Source organism: Roseibium sp. SCP14 (genome assembly GCF_040329475.1).
Classification (GTDB): Bacteria; Pseudomonadota; Alphaproteobacteria; order Rhizobiales; family Stappiaceae; genus Roseibium.
On record NZ_JBDZYH010000005.1, the window covers coordinates 450,553 to 471,439 of the forward strand.

General features: G+C 54.4%; 18 protein-coding genes. 11 read left to right on the plus strand and 7 right to left on the minus strand.

The genetic code is table 11. From position 1 onward, the window contains the following. Window positions 1-110 precede the first annotated feature (110 nt). The 3 genes from ABLQ08_RS22195 to ABLQ08_RS22205 all read left to right on the plus strand — a co-directional run bounded on the left by ABLQ08_RS22195 (window position 111) and on the right by ABLQ08_RS22205 (window position 4,005). Window positions 111-1,439, plus strand: coding sequence for a nucleotide sugar dehydrogenase (locus ABLQ08_RS22195; RefSeq protein WP_352946867.1), 1,329 nt, complete (start codon window positions 111-113; stop codon window positions 1,437-1,439). Window positions 1,440-2,342: 903 nt separating this feature from the next. Then, window positions 2,343-2,780 carry a glycosyltransferase family 4 protein gene (locus tag ABLQ08_RS22200; RefSeq protein ID WP_352946514.1) on the plus strand — a complete coding sequence of 146 codons (438 nt, stop codon included), beginning with the start codon at window positions 2,343-2,345 and terminating at the stop codon, window positions 2,778-2,780. Window positions 2,781-2,868: 88 nt separating this feature from the next. After that, window positions 2,869-4,005, plus strand: coding sequence for a glycosyltransferase family 4 protein (locus ABLQ08_RS22205; protein ID WP_352946517.1), 1,137 nt, complete (start codon window positions 2,869-2,871; stop codon window positions 4,003-4,005). A 94-nt stretch (window positions 4,006-4,099) separates the two neighbouring features. Here ABLQ08_RS22205 and ABLQ08_RS22210 read toward each other — a convergent pair whose 3' ends face one another. Genes ABLQ08_RS22210 through gcvA form a run of 4 tightly spaced genes read right to left on the minus strand, consistent with a single transcriptional unit; the run spans window position 4,100 to window position 7,878 of the window. Then, window positions 4,100-5,188, minus strand: a complete 1,089-nt coding sequence (locus ABLQ08_RS22210) for a glycosyltransferase family 2 protein (RefSeq protein ID WP_352946520.1) — start codon at window positions 5,186-5,188, stop codon at window positions 4,100-4,102. 19 nt (window positions 5,189-5,207) lie between these two features. Further along, complete coding sequence (locus ABLQ08_RS22215) at window positions 5,208-5,951, minus strand: sulfotransferase family 2 domain-containing protein (RefSeq protein WP_352946523.1); 744 nt, start codon at window positions 5,949-5,951, stop codon at window positions 5,208-5,210. A 58-nt stretch (window positions 5,952-6,009) separates the two neighbouring features. Then, entirely contained in the window at window positions 6,010-6,918 is a 909-nt protein-coding gene (gene yegS, locus ABLQ08_RS22220) for a lipid kinase YegS (protein WP_352946526.1), read from the minus strand. Window positions 6,919-6,954: 36 nt separating this feature from the next. Then, the gene (gene gcvA, locus ABLQ08_RS22225; RefSeq protein ID WP_352946529.1) at window positions 6,955-7,878 is read right to left on the minus strand and encodes a transcriptional regulator GcvA; all 924 of its coding nucleotides are present in this window, start codon (window positions 7,876-7,878) and stop codon (window positions 6,955-6,957) included. A 158-nt stretch (window positions 7,879-8,036) separates the two neighbouring features. On the opposite strand from gcvA, the gene ABLQ08_RS22230 reads away from it, so the two are divergent. Together ABLQ08_RS22230 and ABLQ08_RS22235 are read left to right on the plus strand one after the other, a co-directional pair. Beyond that, window positions 8,037-9,254, plus strand: a complete 1,218-nt coding sequence (locus tag ABLQ08_RS22230) for an acyl-CoA dehydrogenase (RefSeq protein ID WP_352946532.1) — start codon at window positions 8,037-8,039, stop codon at window positions 9,252-9,254. A 62-nt stretch (window positions 9,255-9,316) separates the two neighbouring features. Further along, window positions 9,317-10,498, plus strand: coding sequence for an NAD(P)/FAD-dependent oxidoreductase (locus tag ABLQ08_RS22235; protein ID WP_352946535.1), 1,182 nt, complete (start codon window positions 9,317-9,319; stop codon window positions 10,496-10,498). 12 nt (window positions 10,499-10,510) lie between these two features. Here ABLQ08_RS22235 and ABLQ08_RS22240 read toward each other — a convergent pair whose 3' ends face one another. Beyond that, window positions 10,511-11,446 carry an N-formylglutamate amidohydrolase gene (locus ABLQ08_RS22240; protein ID WP_352946538.1) on the minus strand — a complete coding sequence of 312 codons (936 nt, stop codon included), beginning with the start codon at window positions 11,444-11,446 and terminating at the stop codon, window positions 10,511-10,513. 390 nt (window positions 11,447-11,836) lie between these two features. Here ABLQ08_RS22240 and ABLQ08_RS22245 point away from each other — a divergent pair, with 390 nt between their 5' ends. Both ABLQ08_RS22245 and ABLQ08_RS22250 read left to right on the plus strand, forming a co-directional pair. Beyond that, window positions 11,837-13,015, plus strand: coding sequence for a pyridoxal-phosphate-dependent aminotransferase family protein (locus ABLQ08_RS22245; RefSeq protein ID WP_352946541.1), 1,179 nt, complete (start codon window positions 11,837-11,839; stop codon window positions 13,013-13,015). 85 nt (window positions 13,016-13,100) lie between these two features. Further along, entirely contained in the window at window positions 13,101-13,367 is a 267-nt protein-coding gene (locus tag ABLQ08_RS22250; RefSeq protein WP_352946543.1) for a hypothetical protein, read from the plus strand. 15 nt (window positions 13,368-13,382) lie between these two features. Here ABLQ08_RS22250 and ABLQ08_RS22255 read toward each other — a convergent pair whose 3' ends face one another. Together ABLQ08_RS22255 and pap are read right to left on the minus strand one after the other, a co-directional pair. Next, complete coding sequence (locus ABLQ08_RS22255; protein WP_352946546.1) at window positions 13,383-14,942, minus strand: class I adenylate-forming enzyme family protein; 1,560 nt, start codon at window positions 14,940-14,942, stop codon at window positions 13,383-13,385. Window positions 14,943-15,006: 64 nt separating this feature from the next. Further along, the gene (pap, locus tag ABLQ08_RS22260) at window positions 15,007-16,473 is read right to left on the minus strand and encodes a polyphosphate:AMP phosphotransferase (protein WP_352946548.1); all 1,467 of its coding nucleotides are present in this window, start codon (window positions 16,471-16,473) and stop codon (window positions 15,007-15,009) included. Window positions 16,474-16,685: 212 nt separating this feature from the next. Here pap and ABLQ08_RS22265 point away from each other — a divergent pair, with 212 nt between their 5' ends. The 4 genes from ABLQ08_RS22265 (at window position 16,686) to ABLQ08_RS22280 (ending at window position 20,735) form a co-directional block, all read left to right on the plus strand. Next, window positions 16,686-18,710 (plus strand): bifunctional DedA family/phosphatase PAP2 family protein, encoded by a 2,025-nt coding sequence (locus ABLQ08_RS22265; RefSeq protein WP_352946551.1) that lies wholly within the window; start codon window positions 16,686-16,688, stop codon window positions 18,708-18,710. A gap of 224 nt (window positions 18,711-18,934) precedes the next feature. Further along, window positions 18,935-19,363 (plus strand): YeeE/YedE family protein, encoded by a 429-nt coding sequence (locus ABLQ08_RS22270; protein WP_352946554.1) that lies wholly within the window; start codon window positions 18,935-18,937, stop codon window positions 19,361-19,363. Between the two features lie 4 nt (window positions 19,364-19,367). Continuing rightward, window positions 19,368-19,805, plus strand: coding sequence for a DUF6691 family protein (locus ABLQ08_RS22275; protein WP_352946557.1), 438 nt, complete (start codon window positions 19,368-19,370; stop codon window positions 19,803-19,805). 36 nt (window positions 19,806-19,841) lie between these two features. Further along, window positions 19,842-20,735: an MBL fold metallo-hydrolase gene (locus ABLQ08_RS22280; RefSeq protein WP_352946560.1), complete on the plus strand. Its 894-nt coding sequence runs from the start codon at window positions 19,842-19,844 to the stop codon at window positions 20,733-20,735. Window positions 20,736-20,887 lie beyond the last annotated feature (152 nt).

The window sequence follows — 20,887 nt, forward strand, 5'->3', positions numbered from 1 at the left end:
TTGAATTTTGATCCAGTTGTGGCAAACAGCAACCGTGATAGCTGCTTCTGATCAATTCCTGAAGAAAATTCCCGAGGTTTCTATTGTCCAAACTATCTACCAGAGCGAGCATGCCGGTCAACGAGCTGATCGACCGGATCGAAAAACGTGACTTCTCCATCGGCATCGTTGGCCTGGGATATGTCGGCTTGCCTCTGGCGATAACCGCAGTCCAGGAAGGATTTACGGTCATCGGATTCGACATCAATGACGATCGCGTCAAAATGCTGAATGATGGGAAATCCGGAATCGAACACATCGATGATGCTGCAATTCGCGACGCACTTGACAACAAGCGTTTCCGGGCGACCAGCGATTTCACTGAATTGGGCGAACCTGACGCAATCCTGATTGCTGTCCCGACGCCGCTGAGCAAGCAGCGCGAACCCGATCTGTCGTTCATCGAAAAAAGTGCTCACTCCATTGCTGAAACGCTGAGGCCCGGTCAGCTCGTGGTCTTGGAATCTACGACCTGGCCGGGAACGACAAACGAAGTCGTAAAACCGATCCTTGAGAGGACCGGTTTGCAGCAAGGCTCGGATTTCTTTCTGGCGTTCTCTCCGGAACGTGAGGACCCGGGCAATGCCCAGTTTGACACCAAAGCCATTCCCAAAGTGGTCGGTGCCGATGACGAGAATTCGCTCGACATTGTCCAAGCTCTCTACGGTGCTCTTGTTCAGCAGATCGTTCCCGTTTCTTCTGCAAAGACCGCGGAAGCAGTTAAGCTCACGGAGAATATCTTTCGTTCGGTGAACATCGCTCTCGTGAACGAGCTCAAGGTTATCTATGAAAAGATGGACGTTGATGTCTGGGAAGTCATCGACGCGGCGAAAAGCAAGCCGTTCGGTTTCATGCCTTTTTATCCCGGACCGGGTTTGGGTGGCCATTGCATCCCGATAGATCCCTTTTATCTTTCGTGGAAAGCGAAGGAGTTTGAAGTCGCGACCCGGTTCATCGAGCTCGCAGGCGAGATCAATACGAACATGCCGCAACATGTTCTTGAACGTCTTGCTTGGGCTCTCGATACAAGGTTTTCCCGCGGACTGAACGGCGCAAAAATTCTTATCGTGGGAATGGCATACAAGAAAAACGTGGACGACATCAGAGAAAGCCCCTCACTTAAGCTGATCGAACTCCTCCAGTCCCGAGGCAGTCAGATCGACTACCACGACCCTCATGTTCCGGAAATCGGCTCTACGCGTGCTTATCCTCATTTGCAGGGATATCAATCGCAAAACTTGTCAACAAGCAAACTGCGATCATACGATGCTGTCATAATATCAACCGACCATGACTGCATTGATTGGGGCCTAATCGCAGAAAGCGCTCAACTCATAGTCGATACACGCAATGTTTGTGCTCGTTATGGACAAACGGGTCAAAACATAATCAAAGCGTAGATTGAGGCTTCGCAATGGTTAGGACTATTCCCTCGAACTGAATTCGAGGTGTTCAGTGCCATATAAGATCAATTTCGATGACAACTTGATTTGAAGCATGACTGCGAAGATGAAAAATCACCCAAAAAATAATCAAGAAACTTCGCGCGCGGCCATATCTTGAGAATGTAAAGTGTTCTGCATAGAAAATCCCAAGTGGCTATTCGATTCAAAGGGAACTGCTTTCAATCACGGCGTAGATACTGGCTTAAAAGCCAGACTCCGGGATTAGTTCAGCACCTAGACGAAGTTTATATCCTGAGTAGCCAGGAGTCGTCAGAGACATACCAGCGCAGCCTAGCTAGCAATGTTCTTTGCCATTTAACAAGATACCAAGATGACAACCCGCGCCATTACTCCGAGTACCAGGATCTTCTTAGTCAACGCATGTCTAATTTGACGGGAAACTTGATAAAATACATTTCGATCTCATGAATTGAACACAACAAATTCTTAAATTCAGATGACAAGTCTAACCTTTTGTCAAACGATGGTGCGCTCAGCAGCCGTTCCAATGAGGGAGGTGTCCAACGTTTGAAAGCAACTATCAAGGCGATCACTAGAAAAATCAGTGCACAGGATGCCTCGAAACGAAGGATCCGTTGAGTATTAGCATTGACCAGGATGTTGCGATTTCACCGTTCGTTGGCGAGAATATGCACTCACTGTTCAACATCTTATTGACTTCAGTGGAGATAATTTCGTGCAGGGTGGATGAGACTGCATTTTTTCCTCTCCACCGCCCCAAAATACTTCTCGATTAGCTCCCCCGGCTCATACACAGCTGCAATGTATTCAAATTGAAAGATGTTGACATTGTGGTAGAAGCAATCTGCCAAATTCAGGAGCTTTTTGGAAATTGTGATGTATGAGCGAGATAATGGCTTTGCCGATCAATTAGTAGAGTACTGCGCTGCGAATGCCTCCCAACATCGTGTAATTTATGGCGAGGTGTTACATCCCCATCGGCTTGCTGAGGAAATACGCGTATCAGATTTTTTTGTCTTTTGCTCGTTGATGGAAGGTCTCGGAAAGTCTGACCTTGAAGCAATGACTTGTGGAGTTCCTGTAATCGTCTCCGACATTGACGCTCTCAAAGGTTTCGTGAACGGCTTGGTCGTGAAGGGAGAAACTCCATCAGATCTAGCTTTCGCTAATGATAGGCTACTGCAGAACTCTGATATGCGAAAGAAGATAACTATACGCGCTAGAGAAACGATTAGCTTCCACTATTCAAGCAGCCACGAAGTTGAACTATGGATAAACCTCGCTAATGAAATACTCTCATGCAGGAGCAGTTAGAAAGATAGAATTCACCACAATGCACTTGAACTTCTTCGACACTATTACGTGATGATTTAGTCCCTCATCCTGAAAAAGCAAAAATTCGATGAATGTATTGTTTGTCACAACAAAAAACCCGTATAGCAACAAACCGTTTGGAGGGGGGGCTGAGACTTCCTGCAGGTTAATCGGAAAAAACCTGAGTGCACTGGGGCACGGAGTGTCATACTTGGCGGATGAGGTCGAACAGAGCAGCCTGGCGACAGCAAGAAAAGAAAATGTTTCACTGTTCGGATTTAATCAATCTTTATTTTCTAGATTTCACTCAAGTCGTCTAACTCGATTACTATCTATTTTACAAATCGTGCACACAAATAAAATTGATATCATCTACTGCTTCTTTGAACTGAAAAACCTAGAAACAATTCTGAATGTCAAAAAAGTCTTTCCCAAGGTGCGAGTAGTTATGCGCATGGCAGGACTCGCTTGGCATGAAAAAATCACCAATCGCCAGAAGTTGAAGTCACGGTATGAGAACGCTTTTAGTGGCGTGGATTCTGTCAATTTCATTCATGAAAACTTACCAGAAATGGTGGCAAAGAAACTGAATGATCTTAAGATGTCGGTCAGCTTCAAGCACAGCTTCATCTTGGATATTGGAACAAAAGTTTCCACGCATGTTGACTTGGAAGACCGTTCTGATGGCACCTTAAGAATGGTGATGGCATCACGTTTCGCGGACTATCATAAACGCCAAGATATTCTGGTAAGAGCAATGGCTCTTGTACCACAGGACCTGCCTGTCACCCTGACATTTATTGGAGAAGGAAAGCGCCTGGATGAAAACCGGAGCGCAGCGAGGGAACTTGGGCTGGAAGACAAAGTATTTTTTGAACCATTTCTTCCACAGGAACAGCTTTGGCGGCGACTGGCAGAATGCAATTTGTTGTGTCATTGCGCAGATTATGAAGGACTAGGCAAAACCGTCGTGGAAAGTATGACGATGGGTTTGCCGGTCCTTGTCTCTGACGTGAGCCCTTTAAATGCTTATGTACAAGATGGAGTGACTGGCTTCCTGGCGCCAAACACACCGGAAGACTGGGCTAAAAAAATCTCTGAGATTGCGTCCGATCTTGGCAGGCTCTCTGTTATCAGCAATCAATCTCAAGAATATGCAGAAAAGAATTTCAATGACACGCAACGCGGAAAAGAATACGAACAAGAATTTCTTAATTTGATTTGAACTCTAAGCAATACCAGTATGTCAAGATCGATTGATAGCAAGTTAAATTCGCTTCGTCAGCTTTTTCTAACTTCCTCGCCCAAACAACCAATATCTAGCCTTCGCGAACCAACCCACATTTAAACAAACTGCTGATATCTGAAAACCGATTACTTCTTTCGAAGTGCAGTCCCTGGTTCATCAAAATGTCCATTTGCCCATCATAGTCCTGATAGTGACCGGCATTGTCCGTGTGCTGTTTTCTTGCGATGGCTTCGGCGACCTTGCTTTTGAAGTCGTCCAGGTACTTGAAGTGCAGCAACGCGCCCCAATCAGGGGCGATCTTGATCTGTTTGTCGATACCATGGACACCACCGGAAAACTTGTACTCGGAGTTCCACTTGATGAGCGGGATTTTGCTTTGAACCGCAGCAGTGTCCGGCAGTGCATTTTTCACAAACTTGAACAAGAGATGATCGAGTTGTCGCCCCAGTTCGCTCTCGGGTGCCCTGGCCCTGATTGAAAAGCGTCCAGCCAGAATCGCTCTGTCGAGCAGGTTCTTCGGGCGTTTGGCGTTTTGATGGAACAGCCGTTCGCGTGTTCCGCCGAAAACGTGACGGGAAGGCGTCTTGTAGCGTTTTCTGTGACTGCCCTTGAGAGGGTTGAACCGATAACCCGTGGCGTCGAAATAGGGGCAGCAATCGAAGAAGCTCTCGCCTGCCCTGTAGGCGAGATCCTTCAACGGTCCTTCCGGGTACATGTCGACCATCGGGCAAAAGAGGGCTCTGTAGCGATTGGTGTCCAGATAGGTCACCAAATCATCTATCTTTCTGTCTGGCCACCCGGGATAAACAAAGAGCTCATCGACATCGGGAAAAATGACCCATCTGTCTTCCAGATACTTTTCGCATAACAGTTGCCGCCAAACCGATTTGTAGTCCCTATAGGGCTTTGCGGTCGGAACAATACTGACATCCGGCTGTCCTTCCAGAAGCGCAGCAGTGCCGTCAGTTGAGCTGTTGTCCACCACAATGAAATGGCGCACGCCGAGATTGCGGTAGTGCTCGAGAAAGTAGGGAAACCGGAGGGCTTCATTATAGGCAAGGATGATCGCGATGACCCCATCGGCCGGAACAGACAGGTTATGCGCAGCTGCTGACGCAAACGCCTCTTCCAGACGGTCATGGATATTATCGTTCACCATTCTTTGGTCCATGCTGAAGCTATCTGTTCGTGTAGTACGCATTTCGGGACGCGGCGGTGTCGAAATCGAAGCCGAACCGCTTGATGTCGGCCTCGTACCAGTCGGCAATAATCTGGATTGTCCTGGCTGTATAGAGTTCCCGATAGTCTGAACCGGAAGCCTTGCTGACGTTTCTTGGTTGCAGGTCATTTTTCAGGGTCAGGTATTTTCTCAATTCCTCACCAAGAAACTCCTGCCTCAGGATGTCAACAGATAGCTGGTTTTGTTCGTCGATCAGATAGTCTTCCTGCGGATACCAACCTCTGATCGCCCGGTGCCAGTAGTAATCTTCCTGGCCCCATGCATGACGTTCTTCCAGGAAGGTTTCGAACGCTTCCTGATTATAGTTATGTTTCTGTGCGCCGTTGTTCCTCGTCTGCAGCGCAAACTTGAACCGCGATACGGTTCTCGACCAGGGATTACGGACAATGGCGAAGGCTCTGGTCGCCTTTCGCACCGAGATATCAACATCGCGATAACGCGCATGTTCATACCCTGGCTGAGCGCCCGTTTTGCCCATATGCCCTTTCAGTCCGTCCGCATAGGATTTGCTTTTCAAGCGCCGCCGATTGGCCAACACCAGACGGCCCTGAAGTTCAGGTGCCTGCCTGATCGCCATGCCACCGTTTTTGGGGATGTGAATGAACAAATGTTTCTTGGGAACGAGACCCAGGCAGGCCGGGGCGAATTTCAGGAAATTCTTGAGCTGGTATTCGTCCATCATCTCGGTCTCATGGGCCCGGCAACGCGTATTGGATCTCAGAGTTGCCAGACCGGCGCTTCTAACGCCGCATGTCTATCTGGTGGTGCCTTATCCCAATCTTCCAGGACTGTCCATTCATCGGCTCGCCGTCCAGATTGAACTGGACTGGTTTTTGGGTCTGGATGGTGATGTTGCGGGCTTTTCTCTGGATGAGGCCGTTGTTCATGCCGTCAACACCCCTGTCCAGCAGGGTCGACAGGATATCGATGGCTCTTCCAGATTTCGGGAAGGGCAGAATTGTGAGATCCAGAAAGCCGTCATCGAGTTTCGCCCGCGGACACAGGCGGATGCCGCCACCGGCGCGGCGGCCATTGCCTATTGCCAGGGCCAGAAAAGGACCTTCCCAGGAGAAACCTTCCGCCTCGATGCGTGCTTCGCAGGCGGCCAGTTCCGAAAATCGGTGCAGGCCAGTGAAAAGATAAGCCGCCCCGCCCAGCACACGTTTCAGGTTTGGATCCGTTTGCGACGTCACCTGCGTCCCGAAGCCGCCTGTTGCCATGTTGACGAAGACACAGCCGTTTACTTCGCCTACATCCATGGGTTTGGCGCTGGCACGTGCGGCAAAGCGCAGACAGGACGGTACATCAGCCGGGTCCAGGCGAATGTGGCGGGCAAAATCATTGGCCGTGCCGAGCGGCAAAATGGCAAAGGCAAAGGGCGGTTTTTCACCTTCGGGCAGCTCGTGCAGGACTGCATCGACAACTTCGTGGATCGTGCCGTCGCCGCCACCGCTTACAAGCGTATCGATTTTTTCCTGGGCCTGATCGCGCAGGGCTTCCCTTGCCAACCGCGCTGTGTCACCGGCCTCGAAAGTTACCCGGACAGAGACTTCGTGCCCCATCGCGCGCACAGCTTGCACGGCCGTTCGCACGTCGTTGCGGCCAGCCGACTTGCCGTTGAGGATCAGGCGCAAATGTTGCTTGTCCAAGTCCGTCTCCTTGTTCTGACAAAACACTGCCGGTTGCTAGCCCGGCAACATCGTCTCGCGTTTGGTGCGCGCGGTTCTCGCCTCTTCCATCAGCCACTGCCGGAAAGCCGCAACGACGGGCCGCATGGTCCGACCTTCCGGATAGACAAAGTAATAGGCCGTCTGCTGATCCGGCGACAGCTCAAAAAGGCGCACGAGGCGACCTGAAGCCAGTTCCGCTTCAACAAAGAACCTTGGGATGAGCGCCGCTCCGGCGTGATGGATGGCAGCTTCGGATATCATGACGAACTGTTCGAAACGCGCGCCCTGGAAGGCGGCGTCGGTTTCGACACCGGCCCGGTCGAACCATTGACGCCAGGCTAGCGGCCGGGTTGCCAGCTGAAGACGCGGAACGCGGGCGAGATCAGCCGGTGTCCTTATTTGATGCCGGTCGCGAAACGCACGGGACGCCACGGGAATGACTTCCTCGTCGAAAAGGCGTTCAGCGATTGCGCCTGCCCAGACCGGATCCCCATGATGAATAGCTCCATCAAACGGCTCTTCGTCAAAGTCGAACGGTTGAAGGCGGACACTCAGATTGAGCCCTGCATCAGGATAACGCTTGACGAACTCTGCAAGCCTGGGCGCGAGCCAGCGCGTGCCGAATGTCGGGAGAACCGCCAGGTTCAGAACGTCGGCACTGCCGGCATAGGACATCACCTGCCGTGTCGCCGCGGTCATCTGCTCCAGCGCGCCGCGTATGTCATGAAGGTACAGCCGACCGGCATCGGTCAGCACGATGCGCTGGCGAACACGCCGAAACAATTCGACGCCAAGCCGGTCTTCAAGCTGACGGACCTGCTTTGACACCGCGCCTTGGGTCAGATGCAGTTCTTCGGCAGCACGTGTGAAGCTCAAATGCCGTGCAGCACATTCAAACGCTATCAGGGTGTCTGCTGGAGGGACAAAGGCGCGGCGCATGTGTTTTGACCTACTTCATTCCATTTCGTCATGAAAGATGGAGCAGCTTTCGCTTTTCTGCAAATGAAATTCCGGCAACACTAGCTGAAACAGAATGACCCAAGCCGATAATCGGCAACAAAGCGAGGGCCGTGACGGAAGGGCCCGGGAGAAAAAATATGAATGCACCGGCACATATCAAGTCCTCACCCTCCGGCGGCGGTACTTTTGACTGGCAGGACCCGTTCCATCTGCGCGAACAGCTGAAAGAAGACGAGCAGCTGATCCAGGACACTGCCCGCGCTTATGCGCAGGAGAAACTTCTGCCACGCGTGATTGATGCCTACAGAGAAGAACAGACCGACCGGTCCATCTTCAACGAAATGGGCGAACTCGGCCTGCTCGGTGTCACCCTACCGGAAGAGTATGGCTGTGCGGGCGCCTCTTACGTCGCTTATGGCGTGGTTGCGCGGGAAATCGAGCGGGTCGATTCCGGTTATCGCTCCATGATGAGCGTCCAGTCCTCCCTTGTGATGTATCCGATTTATGCTTACGGCTCAGAGGAGCAGCGTCAGAAGTACCTGCCGAAACTGGCAAGCGGCGAATATGTCGGCTGTTTCGGCCTGACAGAACCGGACGCAGGGTCCGACCCGGCAGGCATGCGCACACGCGCGGAAAAGATTGACGGTGGCTACAAGCTGACCGGATCGAAGATGTGGATTTCCAATTCACCGATTGCGGATGTCTTCGTTGTCTGGGCGAAGTCGGAGGCACACGACGGTGCGATCCGCGGCTTCGTGCTAGACAAGGGCATGAAGGGGCTGAGCGCCCCGAAAATCGGCGGCAAACTGTCCCTGCGCGCGTCCATCACCGGTGAAATCGTGATGGATGGGGTCGAAGTCGGTGAAGATGCCCTGTTGCCGAACGTTTCCGGCCTCAAGGGTCCGTTCGGTTGCCTCAACCGCGCGCGTTACGGCATTGCCTGGGGCTCCATGGGCGCTGCCGAGGACTGCTGGGCGCGGGCCCGTCAGTACGGCCTCGACCGCGAGCAATTCGGTCGCCCGCTGGCACAAACGCAACTGTTCCAGAAGAAACTTGCCGACATGCAGACGGAAATCACGCTCGGCCTGCAGGCAGCACTTCGCGTCGGCCAGCTGTTCGATGCGGGCAAGGTCGCACCCGAAATGATCTCGATCATCAAGCGGAACAACTGTGGCAAGGCGCTGGATATCGCCCGTCAGGCACGTGACATGCATGGTGGCAACGGCATCCAGGAGGAATATCACGTCATGCGTCATTCCCAGAACCTGGAAACCGTCAACACATATGAAGGCACGCATGATGTTCATGCGCTGATCCTCGGTCGCGCGCAAACCGGCCTGCAGGCATTTTTCTGATAACGATGAACTGCTTTCCGGCGGGCCTTCGGGCCCGCTTTGTCTTTTTTTGAGGGGGTCGTATGGCGGAACGGACTGCGGATGTTGTCATAATCGGAGGAGCCGTCATGGGATCCTCGGTTGCCTGCCACCTTGCCCAGCGCGATGACTTTTCCGGCCACATTGTCGTTGTCGAGGCTGATCCGGCCTATGAAACATGCGCCTCGGCCCGCTCTGCCGCTTCCATTCGGCAACAGTTTTCCAGTGCCATCAATATTGAAATCTCGCTTTACGGCATTCGGTACCTGCGTGAGATCGGTATCAACCTTGAGGTCAACGGCAACCGGCCATCGATAGACCTGCATGAAGGCGGCTACCTCTTTCTCGCAACGCCCGACAAATCTGGAATTTTGCAAGAAAATCATCAATTGCAGCAAAGGCTCGGAGCCGACATAGGTTATTTCGATCAATCCGGACTCAAAGAAAATTTTCCCTGGTTGAACGTGTCGGATCTGGCTGCAGGTTGCCACGGACTGACCGGTGAAGGCTGGTTTGACGGCTATGGCCTGATGCAGGCCTTCCGCAAGAAAGCCCGCGATCTGGGTGTCGATTACATATCGTCCGAGGCGAGGCTAGAAAAGGACACGTCCGGCAGTTGGCGGGTAAACCTGGCCAACGGAGAAACTCTTTCAAGCCCGGTCGTGGTGAACTGCGCAGGTGCTTCAGGCGGTCCAGAGATCTGCAGGCAGGCCGGAGCAGAGGTTCAGATCGTACCGAAGAAGCGCTGTGTCTTCACTTTCGAATGCCGAGACCGGCTTGAAGGTTTTCCCTTGCTGATCGATCCGACCGGAACTTATGTGCGTCCGGAAGGGACCGGCTACATCTGCGGCTCTGCGCCTCCAGCGGACAGAGACCCGAATTGCAGCGACTTCGATGTCGACTACACACTCTTTGAAGAGCATATCTGGCCAACGCTTGCTGCCCGAGTTCCCGCCTTCGAAGCAATCAAGCCAGGAGCCGCCTGGGCAGGCACCTACGACATGAACCTGTTCGATCACAACGCCTTTGTCGGAGACGTCTCTGGTCTGGACGGATTTTTCCTTGCGCTCGGGTTTTCCGGGCATGGCCTGCAGCAGTCTCCTGCGGTCGGCAGGGGACTGGCTGAACTGATCGCTACCGGAACCTATCAGACACTCGACCTCTCGCCTCTATCTCACGACAGGCTCAAGGCCAACGCACCGATTGTCGAGAAGAACGTCGTATAGAGAAACTGCTTCCTATTCAGCAACAAGCAGCGGAACAGCCGGTTCTTCTTCTACCTGCGATGTTTGAGATTTTTTTGCCTTTGCAAGACGTTGCCCATCCGCGGGGACAAAATCCGCTCCGGTCTTTTCAATGCGTCTTTGCGCGAGACTGGACACGTTCGAGGCTGTTGCCCAGTCGATCACCTGTGACAGCATCTCCTTCAACACTGCCTGCAAACGGGCAACGCGGATCTTGTCGGGTTCGAAAGGTGGAGACTCGTGCCGCAAGTATGCACGCTGCGCCAGCAACAAAGTCAGCGCGTGAACGCCTTTTCCGGGTTGACCGAACGTCCGCGCGATGTGCCCGCCTTTTGTTTGCTCATCGACGCTCAGCGAATATCCATCCCGGTTACGAAAAGTTCCGGTAACCAGGTTTTTCAGGTCCGAAGCACAGGAAGTTCCGTCGGCTGTGCCGATGCTCACCACAGGCAATCCGGCGCTGCTCACGCCCCTGACATGCGTCCGCATGGACTGGCAATCAAGCACCACGACGGTTCCGTGCTTTTCCAGCAGCCGGCCGATCTGCTTGCGCAGCGCGTTGTGGTACGGTGCGAAAAACAACAGCGATCGTTGCTCGATTTCGGTCGGACCCGGCTCTTCCCCCTCCCGATAGATCCGCTTGCCATCGAGCGTGGTGACCGGGCACAATCCACCACTGGTTACTTCCGGGCCCTTCGGCTGAAACGACAGTTCTTCATCGAGGTCAATGACGTAACGCGAAACCGTGGACCTCACCAGCGTTGCATCCAGTTCCTCGCGAATACCGAAAACGCGTTCCAGCCGCCATGCCAGATCCACCTGCAGACGCCCGGTTGCGTTCAATCGCTTTCCGACGACTTCAGGTATTTCCGTGCCGCTATGCGGGAGACACAGAATGAGGGGGCTTTGCCCTTCTTCAACCAGGATCATGCTGTAACGCTTTACTCAAAAATACCAATTGGTCTTTAATTTGAATAATTTACTTAACGGAAACAAGACATTTTCTTTTCAGTTGAAAAACATCCAAATTCCGCAACACATGAATTCTGAAAAATTTGTCACAAGTAAATCAGCTATTTAGAGTGTTTTTTCCTGCGCATGAGATACTACCCGCCTCACTCGTTAAGGTTAGTTGCGCACACAAATATTTGAACATGCCTGCAATTTTCGGGCGAATTGCAACTGCCTCAACCAATGTTTCGTTGTCATTCCCTTGACGTGGAACTTCCATCGCGCAATTTTTTCAGGACCCACACTCATGCAGCTTCTGCCGGCTGCAATTTCCGGATTTGAAACCCCGCTTCAAACAAGGATGCCGCCATGACGCTTCGCAATGGCAAAGAGTTTTTGATGATTCCAGGGCCGACCAATGTCCCCGAAGAAGTCTTGAGGGCGATGCACAGGCCCGCGGTGGACATCTATGAAGGTCCACTGCTGGAAACAACGAACTATTGCCTGAAGAGCCTGAAAACTCTGTTCCGGACCGAAGGCAAAACGTACATCTATGCCGCAAACGGACACGGCGCGTGGGACTCGGCGCTCTGCAACACGCTGAAAAGAGGCGACAAGATCCTGGTGCTGGAATCCGGACGCTTTGCGCTCGGTTGGGGCGAAGCGGCGTCAGTGAGCGGGCTCGACGTCGAAATCCTGCCGGGCGCTTGGGACAAGGGTGTTGATCCAATGCGGCTGGAAGAGCGCTTGAGACAGGACAGCACGCATGAAATCGCTGCGGTCCTTGTTGTCCAAGTCGATACCGCCTCGGGCGTCTGGAATGACATAGCCACGCTTCGCAAAGCAATCGACGCAGCCAACCACCCGGCCCTCTACATGGTCGATACGATCGCATCGCTCGGTTGCATGCCGTTCGAAATGGATGCATGGGGTGTCGACGTTGCCCTGACAGGTTCGCAGAAAGGACTGATGTGCCCACCCGGCCTTTCCTTTGTCGCAGCCGGACCCAAGGCGGACAAGGCACATGAGACCGCAGATTTGCGCACCAACTACACGGACTGGACGTTTCGGCAGGGAGCCGAGCATTACCAGAAGTACTGCGGCACCCCACCGGAACATCTCCTGTTTGCCTTCCACAAGGCCCTGGACCTGATTTTTGCCGAAGGCCTGGAAAACGTTTGGAAACGCCACGAACTGCTTGGCGAAGCAACCCGCCGCGCGGTGGCGAAATGGTCCAAGAAGGGTGCAGTTGAGTTCAATATCAGCGACCCCAACGCGCGCTCCAACAGTGTCACGGTTCTGCGGCTGGCCAATGGAGATGCAGCAGCGCTGCGTGCCTTCACCCAAGAAACCTGCGGCGTTACCGTAGGCGGCACGATCGGCGAGTTGTCCGGCAAGGGAATTCGTATCGCCCATATGGGACATGTGAATGCGGTAATGCTGCTGGGAACACTTGCAGCGATCGAACTCGGTTTTGACAAGCTGGCAATTCCACATTGCAAGGGCGGCGTTCAGGCAGCGATCGACTATCTGGCGGCAATGGTTTGACAACTCCCCGCGTCGACTTTTCAAATTTCTGGTTGAGGACTGAAGAAACGGGGGGATACCGATCCCCCTGATCTCCCATTTCTTCATGAAAATGAGGAACGCGGGCAGCGCACACGCGGCCTTCGAAATCCTGAAACGGGATGCCGATCAACATGACATCACGACTTTCGCCGAAGTCGACGAATTGATCCGCAAGCAAGGTTTCACGCTTGGTGAAGGTGCGGCATCAATCAATGCAAGTGCGATCACGAAACAAGTCCCACGCGATCTGGTGAAGGCTGCACGTACGTTTAGCAGCGACCTTCACCACACTGAGAACCTGGAAATACTGGAAGCCGCTTTGCGAGATTGAATGGCGCTGTTTCGATCAGGCGTGATTTCCCGCCATCATGGCGGCAGCCATTTGACTGAGCCTTGGCCGGTTCAGTTTGCCGACGGCTGTAAGTGGCAGACTTTCCAGGAAGACGATCGCTTCGGGAGCTTTGTACCCCACTCTCGCGCGCGCAAAATTCAGGAGATCCCGTGTATTCGGTCGAGCCATGTCATTCTTCAGTGTCACGAAAGCCCAAACGTTCTGACCGTGCACCAAGTCGTCTACACCGACGACACCGGCATAGGCAATTGAAGGGTGATCCATCAAGGCGCCTTCGACATCCTGCGGATTTATATTGGAGCCGTCGTGAATGATGATCTGCTTCCTGCGGCCGCAAAACCATAGGTAACCGTCTTCATCGGCGCGCATGATGTCACCGGAATCGAGCCAGCCCATCTTGAGAATCCGGTCCGTTGCGTCACGGTCGTTCCAGTAACCGGTCATCATGCAGGGGCTTTTGACCCAGTGTTGCCCTTCAACACCTATAGGAACCTCCTCGCCATCGATATCCCGTAGCGCAGACGTATAACCGGGATTGTTCAATCCGACCGAGCCGAGTTTGTTGACACCGTAGGGGGGATTGAGATGTGAAGTGCCGATCTCGGTCATTCCGTATGCCTCGTTGATCGGGATGCCCGCAATTTCGGTGAATTCCTTCTCCAATTCCGCTGACAGCTTGTCACCGCCCGACATGACCAGCCGAAGCGATTTGAAATCGCCTGGAGTTGAATGAGTATCCCGGATCAACCCGAAGAGCGCCGCCGGAAGTATCAGCGAAACCGTTGGCCGGTTTGCTCTCAGAAGCGGCAATAAGCCTTCTGCGTCAAAGGTGGGTGCCAGACAAACCTCCGCACCTGCCCACAAGCTGGACAATGAAAGCTTGATAGATCCCATATGCGAAGCCGAGGAGGCAGCCAGCAAGACATCGTCCGGTGTGATTGCCAGGGCTTCGGCAAAGCTGGAGGTGATGTAGCCGAATGTCGTCAGGCTATGAGTGACGCCCTTCGGCTTTCCCGTACTGCCGGAAGTGAAGAGAATGAACGCAGGAGCATCGGGGGTCACCTTGGGAGGTGAAAAATCTTTCGCTTCTTCGCTCAACAGCCACTCCAGGCTGTTATCGGCTCCAGCTTGATCTCCTTCGAAAGAGAACAGTCCCTGCGGCAGCTTTCCGGCTTCTTCACTTCCTTCGATTTCCGGCACTCGTTCAGAATGCACGATCATCATTGCGGGCTTCACTTTTGCCAATGCGTGATCGATTTCCGAAGCTGTGTACCTGTAATTCAACGGCATGGCGACGAGGCCCGCCTTCACGCAAGCCAGGTAGTGCACAATGAGCGCAGACCTGTTCGGCATCAAAGATGCCACTACGCAACCTGGCGATAATTCCATGCTGACGTAGTGCCCGGCAAGGCGGTTCGAGAGCGTATCCAACTCCTGCCAGGTCAAACGCGCATCCGATCCGGTCAACGCATAGGCGTCCGGCTTTTCACGAACGTGAGGCGAAATCAGTGACCGAAGGTCTGCGGCTTCTTCAAGTGGACTGCCGTGCAGCAAGTTTTCGCCCTCCCTACGAATTTCCCACTAGGTGCCAGACATAGAAGAATATCTCTTGGCTCGATCAAAGCTTTTCTTCCAGGCGCTCACAAATTGTCTTGAGCACCTGAACCCGTGCATGCCGCTTGTCTTCAGAAGACACCAGAGTCCATGGTGCATAGTGCGTCGAGGTGCGGTCAACCATGTCGCCCGCAGCAACGGCATACTGGTCCCATTTCAAACGGTTTCGCCAGTCTTCATCGGTAATCTTGTGCTGCTTGTAAGCGATGTCTTCACGAAGCTTGAAGCGCCGCAGCTGCTCCTCTTCGGAGATTGCCAGCCAGAATTTGCAGACAATGTAGCCGAAGTCGGTCAGTTCCTGCTCGAACTCGTTGATCTCGTTATAGGCCCTGAGCCAATCTTCATGCCCGGCAAATCCCTCGACACGCTCGACAAGCACGCGTTCGTACCAGGACCGGTCAAAGATTGCGAAATGCCCCTTGCGGGGGACCCGTCGCCAGAACCGCCAAAGGTAGGGACGCGCCTTTTCTTCATCGGTTGGCGCCGAGATCGGGTGCACCTTGTATATCCGTGGATCGAGGGGCCGGATCACCCGTCGGATCGCACCACCTTTTCCGGCCGCGTCGTTGCCCTGAAACACGAGGACGACGCCTGTCTTGGACATCGTCTTGCGATCGGAAAGCTCAGACAGGACCTTCTGATACTTGTCCCGCAAATCTTCGTATTCGGCCTTCTGGAGCTTCGCGGTGAGATCGATCGTGTCCACCGCCGTTTCCCGTTTCAAACCGCCAACCACGGGCGGTGCGGCGACAGAATGCGGTTCGCCGTCTTCCAGTTTCAATTTCATGGAACGGGCAACCGTCTGGGCAACCGCCGCGTCCCGGTATTCAGGATCCTGGGAAGGGATCACGAACCAGGGTGCGTACCCCTTGCTGGTCTCGAGAATGATTTTTTCACCTGCCTGGGTGGCTTTCTTGTGATGCTTCAGGGCCGCCCAGTCCACCAGCACATGACGCGCGGCATGCTTCTTTTCAATTTTCTTCAACCGCTCTTCCTGAACATCCTTCGGCAGAAAGAACCAGAACTTGAGGATCAGAACGTCTTCATTGGAGAGCATTTCCTCGAAGCGGCGGATTCGCGACAACGCTTTTTCAAACGCGTCCTCATCGATCTTCTTGTAGATCCAGTCGCGCAGGATCGACTGGTACCAGCTGCCGAACACAATGGCCGTTTCGCCCTTCGCCGGCAGGTCCCGCCAATAGCGCCACAGCGGCGGTCGCAAACGCGCCTCGTCCATCGGCTCGCCATAGGCATTGCACCCCAGATGACGTGCATCCATCCAACCGTAAAGCCGCGCGACAGCTTCGCCCTTGCCCGCGCCGTCCAGCCCATCAACCAGAATCAATGTCGAAAACTGCTTGTTCTCCACCACGGGCAACTGTGCCGCAAGCAGGTCTTCTCTCAGTTTCGGCTCCAGTTTCTTGAAGGCCTTCTTGTCCATCTTTTGCGGCAGGCGGGCAGATTCAAACATCGGGACCTCCGTGGAAAAACACGCTGATTGCATATTGAATCAGCTGAAACCAAAAGGCCATGTTCCAGATCAAAGGTTCGGAATTGCAGAAGATTCCGTTTTTTCCTGTTGGAGGAAACAATCGTGGCCTATATGAAACGATATCCGACTCCGGCAGGACCTTTCCTGAGCGGAACTCGATCTTGACCACATGACTTTCGTCGAACCGGCAGATGTCCGTATCTGATTTTATTGATCCCATACTCAGCTTCATAGCCAACAATCCGTCACTTGCCGGTTTGATCTGCTTTCTCGCAGCGATGGGTGAAGCCCTTTTCATCATCGGGCTGTTTGTGCCGACAACGGTGGTTCTGGTTGGTGCCGGCACCCTCGTTGGCCTTGGCAAGCTGGACCCGGTGCCGCTGTTCATATGGACCACGCTGGGGGCGACCGCGGGTGACGCGATCTCCTACTGGATCGGCTATGCATTCAAGGACAAGATCAAGAGCATGTGGCCGCTCAACAAATATGCGCACATGATCGAGAGCGGCGAAAAGTTCTTTCAACACCATGGCGGCAAGAGCGTGTTCATCGGCCGGTTTGTTCCGGGCGTCAAATCCGTCGTTCCCGGCATCGCCGGGATGGCAGGAATGAATTTTACGCGCTTCTCCGTGGTCAACGTCACTTCCGCGTTCGCCTGGACGATTGCCCATATGGGGCCGGGCATCATCGCCGGTTCGGCACTTGGTGCCATCGGTCAGATCAGCGGACGTCTGGCGTTCGTGCTGGGAGCGTTGCTGGTCGTCATCTTCCTGATCGTCATGCTTGGCCGCTGGCTGATCCTGATCATCCTGCCCCTTTTTCCAAACGCGCATGCAATGATTGTCAGCTGGTTTGCGAAACGGGATGACCGGGTTTCACGCTGGATCGCACAAAACTTCGATCCGGCGCATCCGCGTTCCACCGGCATGCTGGCCTCTGCCCTGCTGCTGCTGATCAGCATGCCGGCATTCTTCTGGATCATGGGGGAAGTCGCACCGGGCGAGCCGATGGTCCGTGCCGATCTTGCGATCCTGAACCTGTTTGACAGCCTTCGCACGCCGGTCGGCGACGAGATCATGGTGTTCATGACAACCCTTGGCGACGGCGTTGTCGTCACCGGTGTTACCGTCGCGGTCGCTGCCTATCTGTTCGGAAAGAAAGCCTGGCGGCGCGGTATCGGCTTCGTTATTGCCATGGCAGGAACGGCAATGTTCGTTCCGCTCATCAAGCTGCTTCTGCACCGTTCCAGACCGATCGAGCTTTATGCCGGTGCGGACGCCTACAGTTTTCCCAGTGGGCACGCAACGCTCAATGCCGTCCTTTTCGGCATCTGCGCGGTTCTGATCGCCCACGACCTCAAGCGATGGGCCAAGGCGGGTATCTTCACGGTTTTCGCGACCTATGTGATCACCATCGGCTTTTCCCGCATCTATCTGGGCGCTCACTGGATGTCGGACGTTCTGGCCGGCCTCCTGTTCGGCACCGCGATGGTCTCGGCATTCGCCTTCGTATTCGGACCCATCCACAATGAAAAGATCGGCCGCGCAACGTTGGCGGGGATCGTGGTCGTCACGCTGGCGGCCTTCGGTGGCTGGCATCTGTCCACGAGCTTCGACAAGGCGCTGGTGACTTACAAGCCACGCACCAACAAGGAAGTCATGACCGCGGCCAGTTGGCGCGAGTATGGCTGGATTTCCGTTCCGGCCCGTCGGATCGAATTGAACGGAGACCGGGAAGAGCCCCTGGTCATTCAGTATGCCGGTTCCCTGCAGCGTTTTGCCGACCTCGCCAAGAAAGGCGACTGGCAACTGCCGCCCAAATGGTCGCTCACAACAGCCGGCGGATTTGTCGAGGGTGAAACCCCGCCGGACTCGCTGCCGATCCTTCCGCGCAGCCAGAACGGTCATCAACCCGACCTGGTCTTGATCAGGAGAGATCCCGGAAAGGACAAGAGCGGGCGATGGGTTCTGCGCCTGTGGCCCAGCCAGTATGAAGTCCTGGATGGCGGCCGTCTGCAGCCGCTTTATGTCGGCTCTGTGGTGCATGAGGATATCGTACGCCCGCTGGGAGAATTCTCCGGTCCGCGCACGGACATCCACGCGCCGCCCCTGGCCGACAATCCTGCCATGCACATACCCGGCTCGGTGATCCGGAAACGATCGGACGGAACCGAAGTCGTCCTCGGTCAGGCGGAAGACCGGTCCGGACAGCCATAAGTCAAAACCGTTTCCGGCACCCGCGGCAAAGTGAGGAAGTCTCTTCCTCGCTGCAATCCTGCTTGCCTCACCCCAGGAAACTCTGCCGCCCTCGACATGATTTCCGCGACCTGACGGAACCTTCTGTTCCCTCTTCAAGCCTGCGACACCTCGTCTTCAAGGATCCACTTGCGACTTTGTTATTATATTCATATATTCGAATATAACGTAATTAAGGATCCATCATGACTGACTTCACTCCTCTTTTGAGTTTTGCCGGCGGTGCGATGATCGGCCTTGCGGTGGTTGCGCTGATGGCGGTTCACGGCCGGATTGCCGGTATCAACGGCATTGTAAGCGGCTTTCTGACAACCCGGCTCTCGCAGGACTGGGCATGGCGAGGTGCGTTTCTGGCGGGATTGATTGCCAGTCCCCTGATCATGCTCGGTGTGTCCGGACAACTGCCGGCCATCACGATACCGTCTTCACCGGTGTTGCTGGCAATCGGCGGGTTCCTGACCGGCGTCGGCACCACGCTTGGCTCCGGGTGCACGAGCGGGCACGGGGTGTGCGGCATGTCCAGACTGTCGACCCGCTCCATCACGGCAACGCTCACCTTCATGGCCACTGCCGTTGTGACCGTATTTCTGACCCGTCACGTCTTCGGAGGCTGATTGGATGAGACTCGTTTTTGCTTTCGCATTTGGCCTTCTGTTTGGCAGCGGTATACTGATTTCCGGAATGGGAAATCCGGCAAAGGTCCTGAACTTTTTTGATTTCGCCGGAACCTGGGACCCGAGCCTTGCGTTCGTCATGGGAGGTGCGTTGCTGGTCACGGCTATCGGCTATCGCCTGGTGTTTCGCATGCGGAAACCCTTGCTGGCGCAGGCATTCAGCCTGCCGACAAGGCAGGATCTGGACATCAGACTGCTCGGTGGCTCGGCCATTTTCGGGATCGGTTGGGGCCTGAGCGGCTTTTGCCCGGGCGGTCTCATTCCCGTGCTCGGACTGGGCATGAGCGGCCCCTTGCTGACAGCGGCAGCCATCGCGGCAGGTATTGTCTCGGCCAGATGGATGATCAAATTAAACTATGGCGGACAACCGGCCGGTGCCTGATCCCATCAGAAAACGGCCGCTAACACGGAGATAATAATGAGCAGTTCAAACTACCCGGTCGACATGGCTGTCAAACCGGAAGTGAAGGCATTTTTCGATCCCGCGACGAACACGATCAGTTACGTCGTCAAGGATCCGGCGACCAACGCCTGCGCCGTCGTCGACAGTGTCATGGATATTGATTACGCGGCCGGTCGTATTACTTACGACCACGCTGACGAAATCATCGCCTATATCCAGGACAATGGCCTGAAGCTTGAATGGCTCATTGAAACGCATGTCCATGCCGATCACCTGTCGGGCGCTCCCTATATCCAGCAGAAGCTCGGTGGCAAGCTTGGGATCGGCGACAAGATAACCGTGGTTCAGGAGACTTTCGGCAAGGTCTTCAACGAGGGCACGGAGTTTCAGCGCGACGGCAGCCAGTTTGATCAGCTGTTCAAGGATGGCGACAGCTACCAGATCGGTGAGATGACGGCATTTGTCATGTACACACCGGGTCATACGCCCGCCTGCATGGTTCACGTCATGGGCGATGCGACGTTTGCCGGGGACACGCTGTTCATGCCTGACAGCGGATCCGCACGAGCGGATTTTCCCGGCGGCGATGCCGCTACCCTGTACGATTCCATACAGAAGGTTCTTGCCCTGCCTGACGACATGCGCCTGTTCATGTGTCACGACTATGGTCCCAATGGACGCGACATTCAGTGGGAGACCACTGTCGGCGCGGAGAAAGAGCACAACATTCATGTTGGCGGTGGCAAGACGAAAGCCGAGTTTGTCAAGTTCCGCACCGAACGCGACGCCACATTGGATATGCCGAAGCTGATCATACCATCGCTGCAGGTCAACATGCGCGCAGGTAAACTGCCGCCGGCCGATGACAGCGGCAAAACGTTCCTGAAGGTGCCTGTAAACACGCTCTAGCACCAGGACAAACATGCAGAGCCGCTCCGGCTCTGCCCAGCCGCAGGAGTTACCTGCATTTTCAAAGCGTTGAATTGCGCAATTCTGAAACCCGGCCGCTATTGCGTTTCGACCGGGGTCGTTCAGTGCGCTCAAAGTCCGTTGTGAACAGA